Origin of the sequence: Polynucleobacter sp. Fuers-14, assembly GCF_018882045.1 — a bacterium.
In the GTDB taxonomy this organism is placed as follows: Bacteria; Pseudomonadota; Gammaproteobacteria; order Burkholderiales; family Burkholderiaceae; genus Polynucleobacter.
Genome location: NZ_JACVPG010000021.1, coordinates 210,477 through 228,974, shown reverse-complemented (window position 1 = coordinate 228,974; position 18,498 = coordinate 210,477). Strand labels below are relative to the sequence as shown.

The window sequence follows — 18,498 nt, the reverse complement described above, 5'->3', positions numbered from 1 at the left end:
TGTCGGAGGATAATGGATAAACCTCCCAAATTAGCAGATTACCCCCTTTTGAAGCGACCAAAACACTGTAATAGATTATGACAATTCAATTCAGCACCAAGATTTTCCCTCAAGCAGACCTTCAGAGCCTAAAACTCCAGAAATCTAGCCTCAAATCCTTGCTTAGCCACAATACCGACTGCTTAGTTTTGGCATATTCCCAGGCGGATTTTGATAGTTTCTCTGGTGCTAAGGGCGCCAAGGCAAAAGCGGGATTTTTGCTAGAGCTAGATCTTTTGCTCGGAGGCTCAGTCAATCATGCCAATCTTGTTGGGGATTTAGATTCCAAGCAAGCTTCCGTATGCATGCTACGCGCAGAAAAATCTTGGTCCACTAATGGGGTTAAGGCAAAACGAGTATTACTCGTTGCTCTGGGTGATGTACATCTTGCTAGCGAACGGAGTTTGACTACTTATTCCAAAGTTGCTCGCGCAGCTTTGAAGGTCTTAAGTGGCGGATCCATTGAAAGTGCGCTTTGGTTTACACCAAGTTTTGCGCTTGCACACAAAGCTGACTTTATTGCCGAAGAGGTTCGCCTTACTGTTCAATACGCTGGCGACCAAGCTTATCGTTTTGGCGTGCGTCAGCCCGCTATGAAATTCAAAGTAAAAGATAAAGTAGACACATTTAAGCATCTCGTCTTTGCAGGTAACGATGCCTGCGCTAAAGAACTGAAGCCTGCGGTAGAGCAGGGCGTAGCTATGGTGGAGGGTATGAATCTGGCGAAGGATTTGGGTAACCTTCCTCCAAACATCTGTACACCAACTTACCTCGGTAAGGCCGCGCAGGGCTTAAGTAAAAAGACTGCTTTGAAAGTGGATGTACTTGGGCTCAAACAAATTGAGGCCTTGGGAATGGGCTCATTCTTATCCGTTGCCAAAGGATCTGCTACCCCGCCGCAATTTATTGTGATGAAACATCAAGGTGGCAAAGCAGGAGAGGCTCCGATTGTTTTGGTGGGCAAGGGCATCACTTTTGATACTGGTGGAATTTCATTAAAGCCAGGTGAAGCCATGGATGAAATGAAGTACGACATGTGTGGCGCAGCTTCAGTGATCGGTACGATGTACTCCGTTGCTTTAATGAAGTTAAAGAAGAACGTGATTGGCGTAGTTCCTACTTGTGAAAATATGCCATCAGGCCAAGCAACACGTCCTGGCGATATTGTGAAGAGTATGTCTGGGCAGACCATTGAGGTTCTCAACACCGATGCAGAAGGTCGCTTAATTCTGTGTGATGCGCTGACTTATGTAGAGCGCTTTAAGCCGGCGGCAGTGATTGACGTTGCCACCTTAACAGGCGCTTGCGTGATTGCTTTGGGTCATGTGCATAGCGGTTTGTTTTCTGACGACGAGAGCTTGGTAAGTGAATTGACTAAAGCGGGTCATGCTTCTTTGGATACGGTATGGCGTTTGCCTTTGGATGCGGCTTACCATGAGCAGCTCAAATCTAATTTTGCAGATGTTGCCAACATTGGTGGTCGTCCAGCTGGCAGCGTGACAGCGGCTTGCTTCTTGTCTCGCTTCACCGAGAAATACAAATGGGCTCACTTAGACATTGCTGGTACCGCATGGAAGAGTGGCGCTGCCAAAGGCTCTACCGGTCGTCCTGTGCCCCTCTTGGTGAACTTCTTGCTCGAGCGCAAGTGAGCGCTTTAGATCTTGGATAAATATTGAATGGCTCGAATTGATTTTCATAGCAATGTGAGTGATAAGCTGGAATATGCTTGTCGCCTTACGCGTAAGATTTGGAGTGCTACGCCTGAAGGTGAGCCAGTCCGCAATATTGTGATGGTGGGTGAGAAAGCAGATCTGAAAAAGTTGAACGAGCTTCTTTGGGCGTTTAGCAGTGCTGATTTCTTGCCGCATTGTTTTATTGAGGAAGAAGCTGCAGCTGAAACCCCAATAGTACTCACGGATGACTTTGCTTCCCCAGCCCTGATAGATATTCCCCATGCTGATGTCATGATTCATTTGGGAATGCGTATGCCTGCTGATGTGCCGGCCTTGGTTGCGCGCTTTCCCAGAATCGTTGAGGTAGTTACTGTGAATGAAACAGAGCGATTAGCAGGGCGCGAGCGTTTTAAAGCCTATCGAGAGTTGGGCCACGAGTTGCATAATTTCGACCAATCCAAAAGCTAACGATCCCAATACCCATGTTGATTCATCCACAGTTTGACCCTGCAGCAATTCGTATTGGATCTTTTGCAATTCATTGGTATGGCTTGATGTATTTAATGGCCTTCGTTCAATTTTTGCTTCTGGGTCGCTTACGCATTAAATCACCACGTTATCAATCCCTAGGTTGGACCTATAAAGATCTTGAGGATCTCCTGTTTGCCGGCGTTCTGGGCGTCGTGTTAGGCGGTCGTTTGGGCTACACCTTGTTTTATATGCCAGGCTTCTATCTAACTCACCCTTTGAGTATTTTTAAGATATGGGAAGGCGGCATGTCTTTTCATGGTGGTTTGTTAGGTGTGCTAGTTGCGCTTTACTGGTTCGCTAAAAAGCATAAGACTACTTTTTTTGTCGTGAGTGATTTGGTTGCTCCGCTAGTTCCCTTTGGCCTGGCTTTTGGTCGACTGGGGAACTTTATTAATGGCGAGTTATGGGGTAGACCTACCGATCTTCCATGGGCGATGATTTTTCCTTTAGTCGATTCTGTGCCACGCCATCCATCACAGATTTATCAACTGCTTGGTGAAGGTGTACTCCTGGGTATTGCGCTTTGGATTTATGCAGGCAAGCCAAGATGTGTTGGCCAGATATCTGGATTTTTCATGTTGGGTTACGGTATTTGCCGCTTCTTGGCGGAGTATGCGCGTGAGCCCGATTCCTTCTTGGGCCTTCTAGGCTTGGGTTTATCTATGGGTCAGTGGTTGTGTGTGCCAATGATATTGTTTGGCCTCTATCTCATGACTGCATTTAAATCCAAGAGTCAATAATTAGCTCATGCTAAATGAAGAGCTAACACTTCGAAAATTAGAAGTATTGTGCTCGTTTATTCGGACCGGCAGTCTTTCAAAAACAGCGGAAGAGTTGCATTTAAGTTCAGTCAGTATTCACAAGGCATTGCATTCCCTGGAATCCGGAATAGGGTGCGCCCTATTTGTAAAAGATGGACGCCAGTTAAAAGCTTTGCCGGCAGCTATTTATTTGGCTGAAGCAAGTGCTGATTTATTGGCTGACGTAGATCGTGTTCTCAAAAAGACGAGAGCAAAAGCCGGTGTCGAGAGCGGGCAAATTCGCCTGGGGTCAATGTACTCTTTGACGGCCAATATTATTCCTAGAGTCATTATGGGTACCAAAATTCGTAGACCTGATTTGGATATTGATTTGTATCTGGGATCTAATGAGGACTTGATGAAAAGGCTCGGCGAGGGAAATGTAGATGCAGTAGTCATGGCAGTTCCTACAAGAGATCTTCCGGAGGGTGTTCAGGTAGTCCCTCTTTTTGAGGACCAGTTGTTTTTAGCTTCCTCAAAAAACAATAAGCCAGCCGAAGCTAATATTGATTTATCCGAGTACCAAAATGAGAAATTTTTAACCCTTCAAGATGGTTTTGCCACCACCTCAGGGTTTTATGAGGCTTTCCAGTTGGCTGGATTTGCCCCCAATGTAGTTATGAAGGTGGGTGATATCTTTTCTTTAATGAATATGGTCTCCGGGGACCTGGGAAGATCTTTGTTGCCCGGTAGGGTGAAGGCATTAATGGGGGATGCGATTGAATTTACCCCGTTATTGCCAAAATATCAGGCAACCCAACATATTGCCCTAATGTACCTCCAGGCTAATGAATCAAACCCCAATATCCTCGCTCTAGCGGCTGAAACCCGCATGATGCATCGCAATAATTTCTAAACCTGGCTTAACGCGCTAGCTAATTCATTAACTTAAAGTTAATGAATATATACTTTCATTAATTGATTCAGGTATGGCTCAGCTATACATTAGTAATCAACCCGCCACCCTTTGGGTTGAATTCTTTGAGAGATACACATGCTTGAAAAGCTAGCAAAAGCCCGTTACTTTTCCCGCGTTACCGGCGCGGTTAATCGACTCATTTCCGAGCGCGGCGAATCGAATGCCGTCAGCATGGCTAATGATGTGATCCACAACTATCGCAAGCTCTCTAAAGATCAACACTCTAAATTTTTTAATTTTCTATTTGAAAAACTCAATCCTGATGCTGCTGCGGTCATGGCTGCTGCGCAAAATTTTTCAGCAGAAGCAAGTGCGCGTAATTACATTAAATTACAACGCGTGACTGAGCCTCCGAGGCAGGAATTGTTTCGTCGACTTAATCGTGCAACCAATGGAACTGCTGCGCTTGTAGGTATGCGTCGTGATCTGTTGCAATTACTTGAAAAGCAGCCGGAGTTAACAGCAGTTGATTTTGACTTGCGTCACCTCTTGTCTTCTTGGTTTAACCCAGGATTTTTAAAGATGCATCGGGTGGATTGGAAGTCGCCTGCCGAGGTTCTGGAAAAACTGATTCAGCATGAGGCTGTGCACGCAATTGATGGTTGGGATGACCTGCGCCGCCGCTTGCAGCCTGATCGTAGATGTTTTGCCTTCTTTCACCCGCAGCTTCCAAACGAGCCTTTGATTTTCGTTGAAGTAGCGCTTTTGCCAGAAATTCCCGCTGTGATCACGCCTTTGGTAGATAAGAAGGCAGAGACAGTTCATCAAACTTCACAATATAAAGTGGCTGCTTTTTATTCTATTAGTAACTGCGAGCCAGGCCTGCGCGGTGTTTCAATGGGTAATTTCTTGATTAAGCGCGTTGCCGAACAGTTACATGCAGAATTTCCTGGTCTCAAAACCTTTGTGACGCTTTCTCCAATTCCAGGCTTCATTGACTGGGTCGCAGCTGGTGCAGATATTGGCAGCGAAAAGACAGGTACCCAACTCAAGCCGGCAGTTCGCACAGCTCGTGAGCAATCCCTGGAGGTCCTTGGACTTGCTAATCGCTCTTGGTCTGAGCGCTTAAGTGCTGGCTGGCATCCAGACAATGCTAATGAAAAAGAAAAGGCCGCTTTACTATGCCTCGCAAGTATTTACTTGGGTTTAGGTTCTGCTGGCCGTAACGGTAACCCGGTTGCCAAGTTTCACTTGGGCAACGGCGCCAAGCTTCATCAGATTAACTGGGCTGGAGACCTTTCTCGCAAGGGTTTACGACAGTCCGCGGCACTTATGGTTAATTATTTATATGATCTTTCGGCTGTTGAGGAAAATCATGAGCGATTTACCCGGGGTGAAATTGATTATTCCCGTGCGGTTGGTCGTTTAATGCAGCCCTAAGTAAGAAATTTAGTAGAGGAGACGCTAAAGCAGAATTCACAGAGTATTCGCTTTAGAATGGAACATGAATAAGCCAGCGGTCACAAAACTGGCAGTATCCACAGTTGTAAGTAGAAAAATAATAGTCATTTAGGAGATGAACATGACAGATTCAAAAGAAATTTCTCAATTGCGTCGCACATTGTTGCTGGGTGCGGCTGGAGCATCCCTTGCTGGTTACGATCTGAGCGCGTTTGCTCAATCAGGCGCCAAAAGTTTAAAGATTTCTCACCAATTTCCAAGTGGCACAGACTTCCGTGATCGCTTATGTAAGAAGTTCGGTGAAGAGGTCACTAAAAAAACAAACGGCGAATTGAAGTTCGACGTTTATCCGCAATCCTCATTAATGAAAACAAATGCTCAATTTAGCGCTCTCCGTAAAGGCGCCCTTGACTTTAGTTTCTACCCAATGCCTTATGCGGGTGGAGAAGTTGTTGAGGCTAACATTGGTCTAATGCCAGCGCTAGTTACTAGCTATGAACAAGGCGCTAAGTGGAAAAATGCTGAAGTTGGCAAGATCTTGAATAAGGTCATGGAGTCCAAGGGTATTGTGATTGTTAGTTGGGTGTGGCAGGCTGGTGGCGTTGCTACACGTTCTGGTCCTATCGTGGTTCCGGACGACGTTAAAGGCGTTAAGGTGAGGGGTGGCAGTCGTGAATTTGATGCCATGCTTAAGGCAGCAGGTGCATCCGTAATGACCTCGATTCCTTCAAATGAGATTTATCAGGCCGTGCAAACTGGCTCACTAGAGGCAGCATACACATCATCGGCAAGCTTAATGTCATTCAAGCTTGCGGAGTTAACTAAAAACTTTACTTCCGCCAAAAATAAATCCTATTGGTATATGTTAGAGCCGCTCATGATGTCAAAAACGGTGTTTGATTCTTTAACACCAAAACAACGCGACGTCATTATGGCGGTCGGAGCGGATATGGAAAAATTTGGTACCGAACAGGCCAAATTGGATGATATTGATGCAGCTATTGCATTTGCTAAGGCCGGCAACAAGGTTTTTGAAATGGATACGTCGGTAGTTGATAAATGGAAGGCAGTAGCTAAAAATTCTGCTTGGAAAGAATTCTCCGAGCGTAATGAAACTTGTGCTGCAATGATGCGCTCGGCAGAGAAGATTTCATAAAATGATGTTGATTCTAGAGGCTGCCGACAGAGTGATGTCGGCAGTGAATAAATTCTTGGTGTTACTGGGCTCACTCGCCCTGATGGCCGCAGCTCTCATTCTGAGTTACAGCGTTATGTCTCGTGGTTTATTTCATACGGCGAACGACTGGCAAGATGAAGCTGCTCTATTTTGCTTGGTGGGCGTAACTTTTCTCTGCAGTTCATATGTGCAAGAGAGGCGTGGCCATATAGGAATTTCCGCCATTGAGGGTCTGTTGCCTCACCCAGTTAATAAAGTGCGCGGAATTGTTATTGATGTGATTTCCTGCCTATTTTTTGCCTTTTTTTCTACGAAAACTTGGGATTTGCTTCAGGAAGCATGGGTAGATGGTCAAGTAACTAACTCCACATGGGCCCCCCCTTTGTGGATTCCCTATTCAATGATGTTTGCTGGCATGGCATTGCTCACATTTCAACTATTTCTACAAATTTTCATCAGAAAAACGATCGCTACTGATGTTGTGAGTGGGGGTCACTAATATGTCTATTCTTACCATTGGTCTTTTATTTGCTTTTGTAACCCTGGTGATTATGTTTTCAGGGATTTCAATTGCTTTTGCTTTAGGTATTGTTGCAATTATTTTTATGTATTTCTTCATGCCTGCTTCATCATTGGATACGGTTGCGCAGAACGTGTATGAGGAAATGTCCAGCATTACTTTGATGTCCATACCATTGTTTATCTTGAAAGGTGCTGCTATTGGCCGTTCACGTGCGGGCAAGGATTTGTATGATGCTCTTCATGTATGGATGGGTAAGATACCTGGCGGCTTAGGAGTTGCGAACGTATTTGCTTGTGCGCTGTTTGCTGCTATGGCCGGATCTAGCCCTGCAACCTGCTCTGCAATTGGTAGCGCAGGCATTCCTGAGATGCGTAAGCGTGGCTACTCTCCAGGTTTTGCAGCAGGCATTATTGCTGCTGGCGGCACCTTGGGAATTTTATTGCCACCTTCAATCACCATGATTTTGTATTCTGTGGCAGCAGAGCAATCATTGGGGCGCTTATTCTTGGCGGCTATTGGCCCTGGCGTCATGTTGGTCATATTCTTTTCCGTCTACACGGTCTATCGCTTCCGTAAAGAGTACACCAGCGCTTACGAAGCTTATGCCGTGACTAAGGTTTCTACGCCCATATTGGAGCGTCAAACCTACACCATTCAGCAAAAAATGAGCTCATTGCCTAGAGTGCTGCCTTTCTTAGTTTTATTGATCGGTGTAATGGTTGCCTTGTACGGAGGATATGCAACGCCTGCTGAAACAGCGGGCTTGGGCGCAGTCTTTGCATTTCTATTAATTGCAGTGATTTATAAGATGTGGCGTTTCAAGGACCTGTACCCATTATTAGATGTCACGATCCGCGAATCCGCGATGTTGATGTTCATCATTGGCATGTCCCTCTTATTTGCAAATGTGATGAGTTACTTGCATTTAAGTCAGTCTGCTGCACAGGCAATTGTTGATCTAAATACTTCCAGATGGGTGCTATTGGGAGCCATTCTACTAATGGTGATCGTCCTAGGATTCTTCTTGCCACCTGTCTCGATTATTTTGATGACTTCGCCAATTTTCTTGCCACCTCTGCGTGCCGCTGGCTTTGATTTAATCTGGTTTGGCGTGGTGATGACTATTGTGATGGAAACGGGCTTAATTCATCCACCAGTTGGCTTGAATATTTTCGTTATTAAGAATATTGCCCCTGATATCACCTTGCGTGAAATCATCTACGGCGTGATGCCATTTGTATTCATCATGCTTTTTTCTGTTGTATTGCTTTGCGCATTCCCAGAAATCGCCACTGGATTATCTAATTGGGTAATGGGTGCGCCTCTAGTTTAAGAAATCAAGGAATATTTTCATGAATTTGTATTCAGTATTGGAAAAAGGTTTTCCAAAGGATAAAAAAGCGTGCGCTCTCGAGACACACGACGGTCTTTATTACTCTTGGGGTGACCTTGAGTCAGCAACCGCCAAGCTGGCTAATTTACTTGCTAGCTTGAAGCTTCCAAAAGGAGCTAGGGTTGCAGTGCAGGTTGAGAAGTCTCCTGAAGCACTTTTTCTTTATCTAGCAACGATTCGTGCGGGCTATGTGTATTTGCCGCTGAATACCGCTTATCAGTCAGCTGAAATCCAGTACTTCCTAGAGAATGCTGAGCCAGCAGTGGTTGTGTGCAGCAGCAAGAATCTCTCTTGGGTTTCTAAGGTAGCTTCCAAGGCTGGCACTAAGCATGTATTCACGCTGGACGAGAATCGTACGGGTACTTTATTAGAGCGTGCAGGAAACCTGAGCGACAAATTCAAGACCGTTCCAGCGAAGGATAATGATCTTGCAGCGATTCTGTACACCTCTGGTACGACAGGACGCAGCAAGGGCGCAATGCTGACTCATAAGAACCTTGGCAGCAATGCACAAGTGCTGCAAAAGTTCTGGGGCTGGAAAAAAGGCGACGTATTGCTACATGCTTTACCTATCTTCCACGTTCATGGATTGTTTGTGGCGGCGCATGGCGCATTGATTAATGGCAGCAAAATGATTTGGTTGCCACGTTTAGATACGGCGCAATTGATTAAGCACATGCCACAGTCCACAGTGATGATGGGTGTGCCTACATTCTATGTACGCCTATTGGCTGACAAAGGATTTACTAAAAAAGTAGCAAGCAATATGCGTCTATTTGTTTCCGGCTCAGCTCCTTTGCTGACAGAAACATTTAATACCTTCAAAGAAGTGATTGGCCAGCCGATTCTTGAGCGTTATGGCATGAGTGAGACGGTGATGTTGGTTTCTAATCCTTACAAAGGCAAGCGCGTAGGTGGTTCAGTTGGCCTACCATTGCCTGGCGTTAAGGTGCGTGTAGTGGATGAAGATAACAAGCCATGCAAAGTAAACGAGATTGGCAGTATTCAAGTGAAGGGCCCGAACATATTTGCAGGCTACTGGCGTATGCCTGAGAAGACTGCCGAAGAATTTACCAAAGACGGCTGGTTTAAAACTGGCGACGTCGGTCGTTGGGGTGGCGATGCCAATGGCGGTAAAGCTCCAAATGATTACTTGTGCATTGTTGGTCGCAGCAAGGATTTGATTATTTCTGGTGGCTACAACGTTTACCCGAAAGAGATCGAAAGTTTTATTGATGACATGACTGGCGTTGATGAAAGTGCTGTGATTGGTATTCCACACCCTGATTTTGGTGAGGCAGTGATGGCAGTAGTGGTGCCTAAGGCCGGAGTAAAACTCAATGCAGAAGCCATGATTGCTACTTTGAAAACACAAATTGCAAACTTTAAGATTCCAAAGCGCGTAGAGATTGTTGCTGATTTACCTCGTAACGCTATGGGTAAGGTGCAAAAGAATATTTTGCGTCAGCAGTACACAGCGTAATTAGAAGCCGAATGCCTTGCGGCTTTCATTAAACATGAAGGCTGCAAGGAAAAAAAGCATGATGCCAAAAACTCGTTTGAGTTGAGCAATATCGAGTTTTCTGGCCATCTTTGCACCTAAAGGTGCAGTAAAAATACTGACCGTCACGATGCACGCAACCGCTGGTAAATATACAAAGCCCAAAGAGCCTGCTGGAAGATCGGGGTTGCCCCAGCTCCCATACATATAACCAATAGTGGCCGCTGCAGCAATTGGAAAGCCCAAGCCAGATGAAGTAGCCATTGCTGTATGCGGCTTGACGTTGCACCAAAGCATAAATGGCACAGTAATAAATGCCCCACCTGCGCCAACTAAGCTTGCAAGGGCTCCAGCAAAGGCGCCAAACGAAAATAATCCAAGTGTCCCGGGCAAGTCTCTACCTGCCTTAGGCTTCTTATTGAGGAGCATTTGGATTGAGGTGTAAACAATAAAGACGGCAAAGAAGAGTGATAGCCATGAGGTCTTGAGTGCCTCAAATAATTCACTGCCACCAATCAATCCACCAAAAATCATTCCGGGGCTTAAATAGGCAACTAGTTTCCAATCAATCGAGCTATGTTTGTGATGCGCCCAAATTGCAGAGGTGGTGGTAAATAGAATGGTCGCCATGCCTGTTGCAATTGCCATGTGCACAATCACTTCTTGGCTAAATCCGAGATGATTAAAAACCAAGATCATGAAGGGGACCAGAATCATGCCGCCACCAATACCCAGTAGTCCAGCCAGATAGCCAGAGATGGCGCCACATAACATCAACATCAAGATGTCGCTTAGTAACATGAATTCCCCGCCTTAGCCGCTAGGCCGTCATCCTGAACCCTAAGGTTCAAGGTGGAACGGCTACTCTGTTTCGGGTGCATTAAGAGGCTCAGGGAGTAACCAAGTCTAAGTTGGCACTGTGAACTTGCAAAACGCTCACGCCCACAAGGTAAAGATCGTTCCGGATGCTTGCGCATCGGTTCAAGGAACTATTGGCCTTGGCGAACCAGGCAGGGAAAGGGTTTGCATCAAAGCATCTACTTGGTCTTCAAGTGCACGAATCTCACCCTGAAGGCGAGTGACTTCATCTGTGCTGACATTGGAAGAGCTGCTTTGCTGCGATGGATTTTTTTGTAGGGTAATAAGATCGCCGGCAATTTTGAGTGCGGCCATCATGCTCGCTCTTTCAATGCTGCGGTTACCACCATTAATAGCTAGTTGAATTTGTTCATCTACCAAGACACACGCTGCACGGAGTAATGGCTCATGCTCAGCACTGGTTGCCAGAGTAATTTTCTGGCCGGCAAGACTTACCTCAATGCGTTGTTGGCTCATTGTCATCCTCGGGGTTATTTGGTGGGATAGCTTCGCCTAGTAGGTTGAGTTGGCGACCGTCGCTTTGTTCTGGCAGGCGACTTAGGATATGTTGAATACGCTTTTGCGCATCTTCAATCTTGTTTTCGAGTTGCGCTCGATTTTGGTTTAAGTTTTGAACGGCTTCAGCAATAACCTGAATTTTTCCAGCCACTCGATTGATGGATGCGCATAGCGCATCCATACCTAAGGCTAGGTCGCCAGTGGAAAGAGGGGAGGTCTCGCTCATACTGGCATTGTAGTCTGAAAAAAGAGCTTATTTCATAGCGTAACGCAGCCCTACAAATACGTTTGAGCCCGGGGTGTTGTAGCCATAACTAAGTTGGTAGGTCTTATTTAAAGCATTATTCCAGCGGGCAAAGACGCTCAGGTCTTTCTCTAAATCGTAATTAGCATAGAGATTGAAGATGGTGTAGCCGCCCATGCCAGTGTTTGCACCCTGAAAATCGTCCCTTCTTCCGGAAAAAGTAGCCCCAATTCCGGTAGTTAATTTGAGATAAAGATACTCGCCCGCCACATTGCAGTATTGCTTAGCCTGTTTTATCAAAGTGCTATTAGTGCTCTCGTTTACCGGGTTTTGTTGTGTGAAGGAGCCTTTTAAGCTGAGTGAAGACATTTGTACGGCGCCACTCAAAGTGCTGCCAGTAATTTTGGCGCTGGCCACGTTGGATGCACAGCCAAAAATACCTGTTCCCACTGGGCAAGTATCTGAATTGCTAACTTGAATTAAATTTGAGATGGAATTACTAAAGACCACAACATGCCCATCAAGACCTGGTTTTTCATAATGCAGTCCTGCTTCAGTGTTTTTACTTTTCTCAGGAAGGATGGCTGTATTTCCGTATCCTGGGTAGTAGAGGTCATTAAAGGTTGGTGCTCTAAATCCAGTTCCGTAGTTGATGTTCGCACGCCATTCTTTGGTGAAGAAATAACCATAAGCCGCGGCACCGGTAGTTTGTGGTCCATAACCTGTAATGCTGTCATTGCGGAGCGAGAAGTTAGCTAAGTGCGCCTCTCTTTTTAGTTGATAAGCAATAGCACCTGAATTGGTATTACGAGTTTGACTAAAGCCTAAAAAAGGATAGGGCGCTGTCAAGTTGTTGAAGTCACCGTTGTTGTAGTCCAGTTGATTGCTGGAAACTTTTTGGGTTTTTCTTTCCGCTAATACTTGCAAAACATCAGTGCCAATAGCGAAATCATTTTGCCAGGTGTAGGTATTTTGTCTTTGATTCAGGGTGCTGTCGTATGCTGGGTTATCTGGCGTGCCAGGAGCATGGTTTAGTGCGGTTCCTGTTTGTGCGGATGCTTGCAGGAGGCTGCGCCAGTTTTCCATCACTTGATTTTTAGAGTAGAGGGAATAGGTTCCCAATTGAGAAACTTGATTTTGAGTTTGTTGATATAAAAACTCTTGTGGGTCAAACCCAGGTAGTTGGTTATTTAGACGACTATTTAAAAACTGTAATCCAAACTCTTGTCCCTTACTCCACTCCTGGGATAGTCTGCCAGTAATACTGTCTTGAACGTAGCCCGTTCTGCCTGATGCGCTAAGCCCATCCTTATTGTTCGGTGCGATAGTGTTGAAACCCATGGAGAGCGTTTGGCTTGCGGCAAGCGAGTAGCGAATTTTTTGATCGCCTTGCGTAGAGCCATTAATGCTGGCTTCACTGATGCTCGTGCCGTAACTGCCGTATCCAAAAGAGGCGCCCACCTTAGCAGGGCCATCGCTTTTTTTGGTAAAGATTTGCACTGCGCCACCGATGGCATCAGAGCCATAAAGACTACTTTGAGGGCCAAATACAATTTCAATATGATCAATGATGGTCAGCGGGATAACTGACCAGTTGGTGCCGCCATTAATTGCATCATCAATACGCACGCCATCGATTAATACCAGAGTCTGGTTATTGGTAGTGCCTCTCAAGAAAACGCTGGCATTAGATCCGCCCGTTCCGTAACTAGAAATGGTCACGCCCTTTTGGCGTTGCAGTAACTCAACTAAGCTCGTCTGTCCGGCTTGCTCAATTTCTTCAGGGCCAATGTAAACGTTATCGGCCAATACATCGCTCGCTTTGGTTGGCGTACGCGTTGCGGTGACGATGATGGGGTTAAGTGGGCTAGCAGCGCTTGCTAAAACTATTGGTGAGTTGTTTTGTGCGAAGGCATTAATGCTGATGAGGGCACCCAAAAGAAGTGCCGCTTTTTTGTTGTTGAACTGCTGCTTCATGATTCACTTTCTGTTATCGATTGCCTAGCTAACTTCCCCGTTAGCTGGGTCGAACAGAATTTCCCGTGCAGGAGTTCAGGCGTCAATTGGGCGCAGTATCGAGAGACTTAGCGCTTTCTTGGCGCGCGAAGATCCCCGTCCGCAAAATTCCACCTGTCTTGGCCGGTATCCGGGCTAGTAAATATCAGAATCTGGCCTTCCCATGCTATTGACGCGCACAGTGGCTTTGTCAGATTCCTGACGCCCCAAATAAAGCAAAAAGGGCGCATTTACCTACCGTTGCGGGGGCAGCACACATTTAGTGTTTCCCGTTTAACTTTATTGCACTGCAATAAAGCACCACGACCTCATCATTCTAGCGGATTTGAAGTGCGCCAAGAGGGGGTTCAAGGCTTTGGGAGGTAAAAAAGCCTACAATAGAGGGTCTTGGAGCAAGGATTCATGACCGTATTAGATAAGCATCCCGAAAAAAACTTGATTCGCTTACAGTTGAGTCAAAACTCGGTCTTAAAAAGCTTGGATCCCTCAGCAATGGCTGATTTAGAGCGCCATTTAGAAATTGCGGACCTCAAAAAATCAGAAATTTTGCTGCATCAAGGTGATCACCAGATGGAGCAGTACTTCGTTTTGGATGGCATTCTGAAGCGGATTGTTTCAAGCGCTGATGCCAAAGAGATGATTTTGCGTTTTGCCATCGAAAAAGATATTGAAACGAGCTATGCCGCATGGCGCTTAAAAACCGCTGCCCCCTACAGTATTGCGTGTGTCACTAAGGCGCGTGTGGCCCGGATGCCCATGAAGAAGTGGGCTGAATTTCTTGAGGAGCACAAACCTCTCAAAGAGAGCTTTGAGTTCGAGGTAATGCGCCTGATGAGTGAAATCATGGCCCACACCATTACCTTGCATATGCTCGATGCCCCAGGCCGGGTAGAGCGTTTCTTGCGTAAATATGAGGATTTGTTCGAGCTTCTACCAAAGAAGGAGCTGGCAGCCTATCTCAATCTCTCTCCTGAGACCCTAAGTCGCCTTAAAACGAAGCATAAAGAGCTCTTTGTTTAAGGGGCAAAACCGCCCGTAATTACAGGATTTAGGGGGGAAATTGACCGAAGTCAATGATGAACCTCTCCCCCAAGCCTAATATTCATCTCAGCCTAAGCGGGACACAAAACCCGTTATGCGATTTATAACTACATTGGAGACGTTAGCGAAAGCTAAATTGCATTGGCTCTACAAGAGCAAACCCGCAATTTCTATATCAATTTCTATGACAACAGATAATCAAAACACACAATTAACCGATGGCTTTCACCTCGTTATTGACGCCCTGAAAGCAAACGACCTCGATACTATTTTCGGCCTCGTTGGTATTCCAATTACTGACTTATGCCGTTTAGCGCAAGCAGAAGGTTTGCGTTTTATCGGCTTCCGTCACGAACAACACGCAGGTAATGCTGCCGCTATTGCTGGTTACATGACGCAAAAGCCGGGTATCTGTATGACTGTTTCTGCTCCTGGTTTCTTGAACGGTTTGACAGCTTTAGCTAACGCCACTGTGAACTGCTTCCCAATGATTTTGATCTCTGGTTCAAGCGAGCGTGAAATCGTTGACTTGCAACAGGGTGACTACGAAGAGATGGATCAGCTCAATGCTGCTAAGCCATACTGCAAAGCTGCATATCGTATTAATCATATTGAAGATATCGGTATCGGTTTTGCTCGCGCAATCCGCGCTGCCGTTTCTGGTCGTCCAGGTGGCGTGTATTTAGACTTGCCAGCTCAGTTGCTTGCTCAAACCATGCCTGCTGATGAGGCTAAGAAATCCATTTTCAAAGTAATCGATCCAGTTCCACGTCAAATCCCAGCAGCTGATGCAGTTGCTCGTGCATTAGATGTGTTGAAGGGCGCTAAGCGTCCATTGATTCTCTTGGGTAAGGGCGCTGCTTATGCTCAAGCCGATAAAGAGATTCGTGACTTAGTTGAAAAATCAGGTATCCCTTACTTGCCGATGTCGATGGCTAAAGGTTTGTTGCCAGACAATCACCCACAATCTGCTTCTGCAGCGCGTTCATTTGTATTGGCTGAAGCTGATGCAGTGTTATTGGTTGGTGCACGTTTGAACTGGTTGCTGGCACACGGTAAAGGTAAAACTTGGGGCAAAGAGCCTAAGAAATTTATCCAAATTGATATTCAAGCAAACGAAGTGGATAGCAACGTTCAAATTGCTGCTCCATTGATTGGTGATATCGGTTCATGCGTTGGTGAACTCTTGAAGGGCATCTCTGCTGTTCCTAAGCCAAGTGCTGAGTGGATTGCTGCGATCACTGAGAAGAAGGATAAGAACTTAGCCAAGATGGCAGAGACATTGGCTAAAGAAGCAAATCCAATGAACTTCCATGGCGCATTACGTGTGATTCGTGATGTGATCAAGAAGAACCCAGATGTGAACTTGGTAAACGAAGGTGCAAATACACTCGACTATTGCCGTGCAATCGTTGATATGTACAAGCCACGTAAGCGTTTTGACTCTGGTACTTGGGGCATTATGGGTATCGGTATGGGTTATGCAATTGGCGCGGCCGTTACTAGCGGCTTGCCAACAGTTGCAGTTGAAGGCGATAGCGCATTTGGCTTTAGCGGTATGGAATTGGAAACAGTTTGCCGTTACAACTTGCCAATCACGACTGTTGTATTCAACAACAACGGCGTATACCGCGGTACTGACGTTAACCCAACAGGCGGCGCTGATGTTGCACCAACTGTGTTCGTTAAAGATGCTCGTTACGACAAAATGATTGAAGCATTTGGTGGTGTTGGTTACTACGTAACTACCCCAGCAGAATTAGAAGCAGCGTTAACAGAAGCGATTGCTGCCGGTAAACCAGCCCTCATCAATGCTGTTATTGATGAAACTGCAGGTACTGAGAGTGGACGTTTAACGAACTTAAACCCATCCACAGCAGCTGCTAAGAAATAAGATATTAAAAACGGTAATAAAAAGTTAATATTTTTGAGCTAAATTTGAAGTAAACAAGAAAGACTTAAGGAGAAACACACATGACTAAACCATTAGACGGTATTCGCATTATTGACTTCACACACGTACAAGCAGGTCCTGCATGTACTCAGTTGTTGGCTTGGTACGGCGCTGACGTAATCAAGGTTGAGCGTCCAGGTTCTGGCGACGTAACTCGTAGCCAATTGCGCGACATTCCAGGTGCAGATGCTTTGTACTTCACAATGTTGAACGGTAACAAGCGTTCTTTGACTTTGGATACTAAGACTCAAGAAGGTAAAGAAGTTTTAGAGAAGATGATCAAAACTTCTGACGTCATGGTTGAGAACTTTGGCCCAGGCGCTTTGGATCGTATGGGATTCTCTTGGAAGCGTATCCAAGAATTGAACCCAAAAATGATCATGGCTTCTGTAAAAGGTTTTAGCGATGGCCACTCATACGAAGACTTAAAAGTGTATGAGAACGTTGCTCAGTGCGCTGGTGGTGCTGCTTCCACAACTGGTTTCTGGGATGGTCCTCCTACAGTTTCTGCTGCTGCTTTAGGCGACTCAAATACTGGTATGCACTTGGCAATCGGTATCTTGACAGCTTTGATGCAACGTCAAAAAACTGGCAAAGGTCAAAAAGTTTCTTGCTCAATGCAAGATGCTGTATTGAACTTGTGCCGCGTGAAGTTGCGCGACCAACAACGTTTGGACAAAATTGGTTACTTGGAAGAGTACCCACAGTACCCACACGGTTCATTCACTGACGTAGTTCCACGTGGCGGTAACGCTGGTGGTGGCGGTCAGCCAGGTTGGGTGTTGAAGTGTAAGGGTTGGGAAACAGATCCAAACGCATACATCTATTTCACTATTCAAGGTCACGCTTGGGAGCCAATTACTCGTGCGATTGGTAAGCCAGAGTGGGCAACTGATCCAGCGTACATGACTGCTGAAGCGCGTCAAGACAAGATTTTTGACATCTTCGCAACTATTGAAGACTGGCTCAAAGACAAGACTAAATACGAAGCTGTAGACATTCTCCGCAAGTTTGATATTCCATGTGCCCCAGTTCTCTCCATGAAAGAATTGGCTAACTCACCTGACTTGCGTAAGAGTGGTTCTATCGTTGAAGTGGATCACAAAGTACGTGGTAAGTATTTGACTATCGGTAGCCCAATCAAGTTCTCTGATTTGGAAATCGAAGTTGGTCCATCACCGGTATTGGGTGAGCACACTGACGAAGTATTGGCTGACCTTGGCTATAGCGCTGATGACATCGCTAAGTTGCACACAGCTAAAGCAGTTTAATAACAAGTAACATTGGCATTAATTTGAAGGCGCTCCTAGTGAGCGCCTTTTTTATTTCTTAAAAACTCTATAGACTGATCACATGAACACCAATATTGATTTACACCAGTTAGTGGAGTGCGTAGGCGATGCGATTGTGGTTGCTGATGCCCATGAAAAGATCGTGCTGTGGAATCCTGCGGCCACACGTATCTTTGGATACTCAGAGCAAGAAGCCCTTGGAAATACTTTAGATCTCATTGTTCCTGAGCGTCAGCGCCAGAAACACAATGAGGGATACAACCATTCAATGGAGACGGGCACGACCCGTTATGGCGCATCCTTATTGAAAGTGCCAGCCAAGCACAAGGATGGCAGCACTATATCGATTGCATTCACTGTAGGCATGCTGTTTGACGCCTCGGGGAAGGCTAGCGGGGTGGCTGCCATTATTCGGGATGAAAGCGAGCGTTTTGCCGAAGAAAGGGCCCTTAAAAAGCGACTTTCTGAGCTTGAAAATCCCCAGGCTTAGTCGCATATAGACCCTAACAAGAGTAAATGTAGGTTTAGACGGAATATATGCCCAAAAAGCGGGCACGCCTCAATTTCCCCTATATCCCACTGGTAAAATCGCCTTAATTCAAAATTTCATTCTTATT

16 protein-coding genes, 1 other RNA gene, 1 pseudogene and 1 riboswitch are annotated in these 18,498 nt (G+C 45.8%); of the genes and pseudogenes, 13 read left to right on the top strand and 5 right to left on the bottom strand.

Features of this window, described 5'->3' with window-relative positions; translation table 11 throughout:
- The first annotated feature begins 83 nt into the window (after window positions 1–83).
- The 9 genes from ICN40_RS11045 (at window position 84) to ICN40_RS11005 (ending at window position 9,939) form a co-directional block, all read left to right on the top strand.
- Window positions 84–1,688: a leucyl aminopeptidase gene (locus ICN40_RS11045; RefSeq protein WP_374222791.1), complete on the top strand. Its 1,605-nt coding sequence runs from the start codon at window positions 84–86 to the stop codon at window positions 1,686–1,688.
- 27 nt (window positions 1,689–1,715) lie between these two features.
- The gene (locus tag ICN40_RS11040) at window positions 1,716–2,180 is read left to right on the top strand and encodes a DNA polymerase III subunit chi (RefSeq protein ID WP_216243964.1); all 465 of its coding nucleotides are present in this window, start codon (window positions 1,716–1,718) and stop codon (window positions 2,178–2,180) included.
- A gap of 14 nt (window positions 2,181–2,194) precedes the next feature.
- Complete coding sequence (gene lgt / locus ICN40_RS11035) at window positions 2,195–2,983, top strand: prolipoprotein diacylglyceryl transferase (protein WP_216243962.1); 789 nt, start codon at window positions 2,195–2,197, stop codon at window positions 2,981–2,983.
- A 7-nt stretch (window positions 2,984–2,990) separates the two neighbouring features.
- On the top strand, window positions 2,991–3,899 hold the full coding sequence (locus ICN40_RS11030) for a LysR substrate-binding domain-containing protein (RefSeq protein ID WP_216243960.1): 909 nt from the start codon (window positions 2,991–2,993) through the stop codon (window positions 3,897–3,899).
- Window positions 3,900–4,037: 138 nt separating this feature from the next.
- Window positions 4,038–5,342, top strand: a complete 1,305-nt coding sequence (locus ICN40_RS11025) for a malonyl-CoA decarboxylase domain-containing protein (RefSeq protein ID WP_216243958.1) — start codon at window positions 4,038–4,040, stop codon at window positions 5,340–5,342.
- Window positions 5,343–5,484: 142 nt separating this feature from the next.
- Window positions 5,485–6,519: a TRAP transporter substrate-binding protein DctP gene (gene dctP, locus ICN40_RS11020; protein ID WP_216243956.1), complete on the top strand. Its 1,035-nt coding sequence runs from the start codon at window positions 5,485–5,487 to the stop codon at window positions 6,517–6,519.
- A gap of 1 nt (window position 6,520) precedes the next feature.
- The gene (locus tag ICN40_RS11015; RefSeq protein ID WP_255561313.1) at window positions 6,521–7,039 is read left to right on the top strand and encodes a TRAP transporter small permease; all 519 of its coding nucleotides are present in this window, start codon (window positions 6,521–6,523) and stop codon (window positions 7,037–7,039) included.
- A 1-nt stretch (window position 7,040) separates the two neighbouring features.
- Entirely contained in the window at window positions 7,041–8,396 is a 1,356-nt protein-coding gene (locus ICN40_RS11010) for a TRAP transporter large permease (protein WP_072583796.1), read from the top strand.
- A gap of 13 nt (window positions 8,397–8,409) precedes the next feature.
- Window positions 8,410–9,939, top strand: a complete 1,530-nt coding sequence (locus tag ICN40_RS11005) for a malonyl-CoA synthase (RefSeq protein ID WP_216244010.1) — start codon at window positions 8,410–8,412, stop codon at window positions 9,937–9,939.
- Here the strand turns inward: ICN40_RS11005 and ICN40_RS11000 are convergent, their stop codons facing one another.
- The 5 genes and pseudogenes from ICN40_RS11000 to ICN40_RS10980 all read right to left on the bottom strand — a co-directional run bounded on the left by ICN40_RS11000 (window position 9,940) and on the right by ICN40_RS10980 (window position 13,555).
- Complete coding sequence (locus tag ICN40_RS11000) at window positions 9,940–10,758, bottom strand: sulfite exporter TauE/SafE family protein (protein ID WP_216243954.1); 819 nt, start codon at window positions 10,756–10,758, stop codon at window positions 9,940–9,942.
- Window positions 10,759–10,977: non-coding RNA, 6S RNA (gene ssrS / locus ICN40_RS10995), on the bottom strand.
- A gap of 99 nt (window positions 10,978–11,076) precedes the next feature.
- Window positions 11,077–11,292, bottom strand: a pseudogene (locus tag ICN40_RS11920) (cell division protein ZapA); the annotation flags it as partial.
- The gene (locus ICN40_RS10985; RefSeq protein ID WP_072583793.1) at window positions 11,273–11,560 is read right to left on the bottom strand and encodes a hypothetical protein; all 288 of its coding nucleotides are present in this window, start codon (window positions 11,558–11,560) and stop codon (window positions 11,273–11,275) included. The pseudogene ICN40_RS11920 and the gene ICN40_RS10985, both read right to left, overlap by 20 nt.
- A 27-nt stretch (window positions 11,561–11,587) precedes the next feature.
- Window positions 11,588–13,555, bottom strand: a complete 1,968-nt coding sequence (locus ICN40_RS10980; protein WP_216243952.1) for a TonB-dependent receptor domain-containing protein — start codon at window positions 13,553–13,555, stop codon at window positions 11,588–11,590.
- Window positions 13,556–13,697: 142 nt separating this feature from the next.
- Window positions 13,698–13,914: riboswitch (cobalamin riboswitch) on the bottom strand.
- A gap of 82 nt (window positions 13,915–13,996) precedes the next feature.
- Between ICN40_RS10980 and ICN40_RS10975 the strand changes: the two genes are divergently transcribed.
- From ICN40_RS10975 to ICN40_RS10960, 4 genes are all read left to right on the top strand, one after another.
- Window positions 13,997–14,614: a Crp/Fnr family transcriptional regulator gene (locus tag ICN40_RS10975; RefSeq protein WP_072583791.1), complete on the top strand. Its 618-nt coding sequence runs from the start codon at window positions 13,997–13,999 to the stop codon at window positions 14,612–14,614.
- A gap of 205 nt (window positions 14,615–14,819) precedes the next feature.
- Complete coding sequence (gene oxc / locus ICN40_RS10970; RefSeq protein ID WP_072583790.1) at window positions 14,820–16,529, top strand: oxalyl-CoA decarboxylase; 1,710 nt, start codon at window positions 14,820–14,822, stop codon at window positions 16,527–16,529.
- 80 nt (window positions 16,530–16,609) lie between these two features.
- Window positions 16,610–17,860: a formyl-CoA transferase gene (frc, locus tag ICN40_RS10965; RefSeq protein ID WP_215357501.1), complete on the top strand. Its 1,251-nt coding sequence runs from the start codon at window positions 16,610–16,612 to the stop codon at window positions 17,858–17,860.
- An 82-nt stretch (window positions 17,861–17,942) separates the two neighbouring features.
- A complete protein-coding gene (locus ICN40_RS10960; protein WP_216243950.1) occupies window positions 17,943–18,371 on the top strand; it encodes a PAS domain S-box protein in 429 nt (142 codons plus the stop codon).
- The last annotated feature ends 127 nt before the right edge of the window (window positions 18,372–18,498 follow it).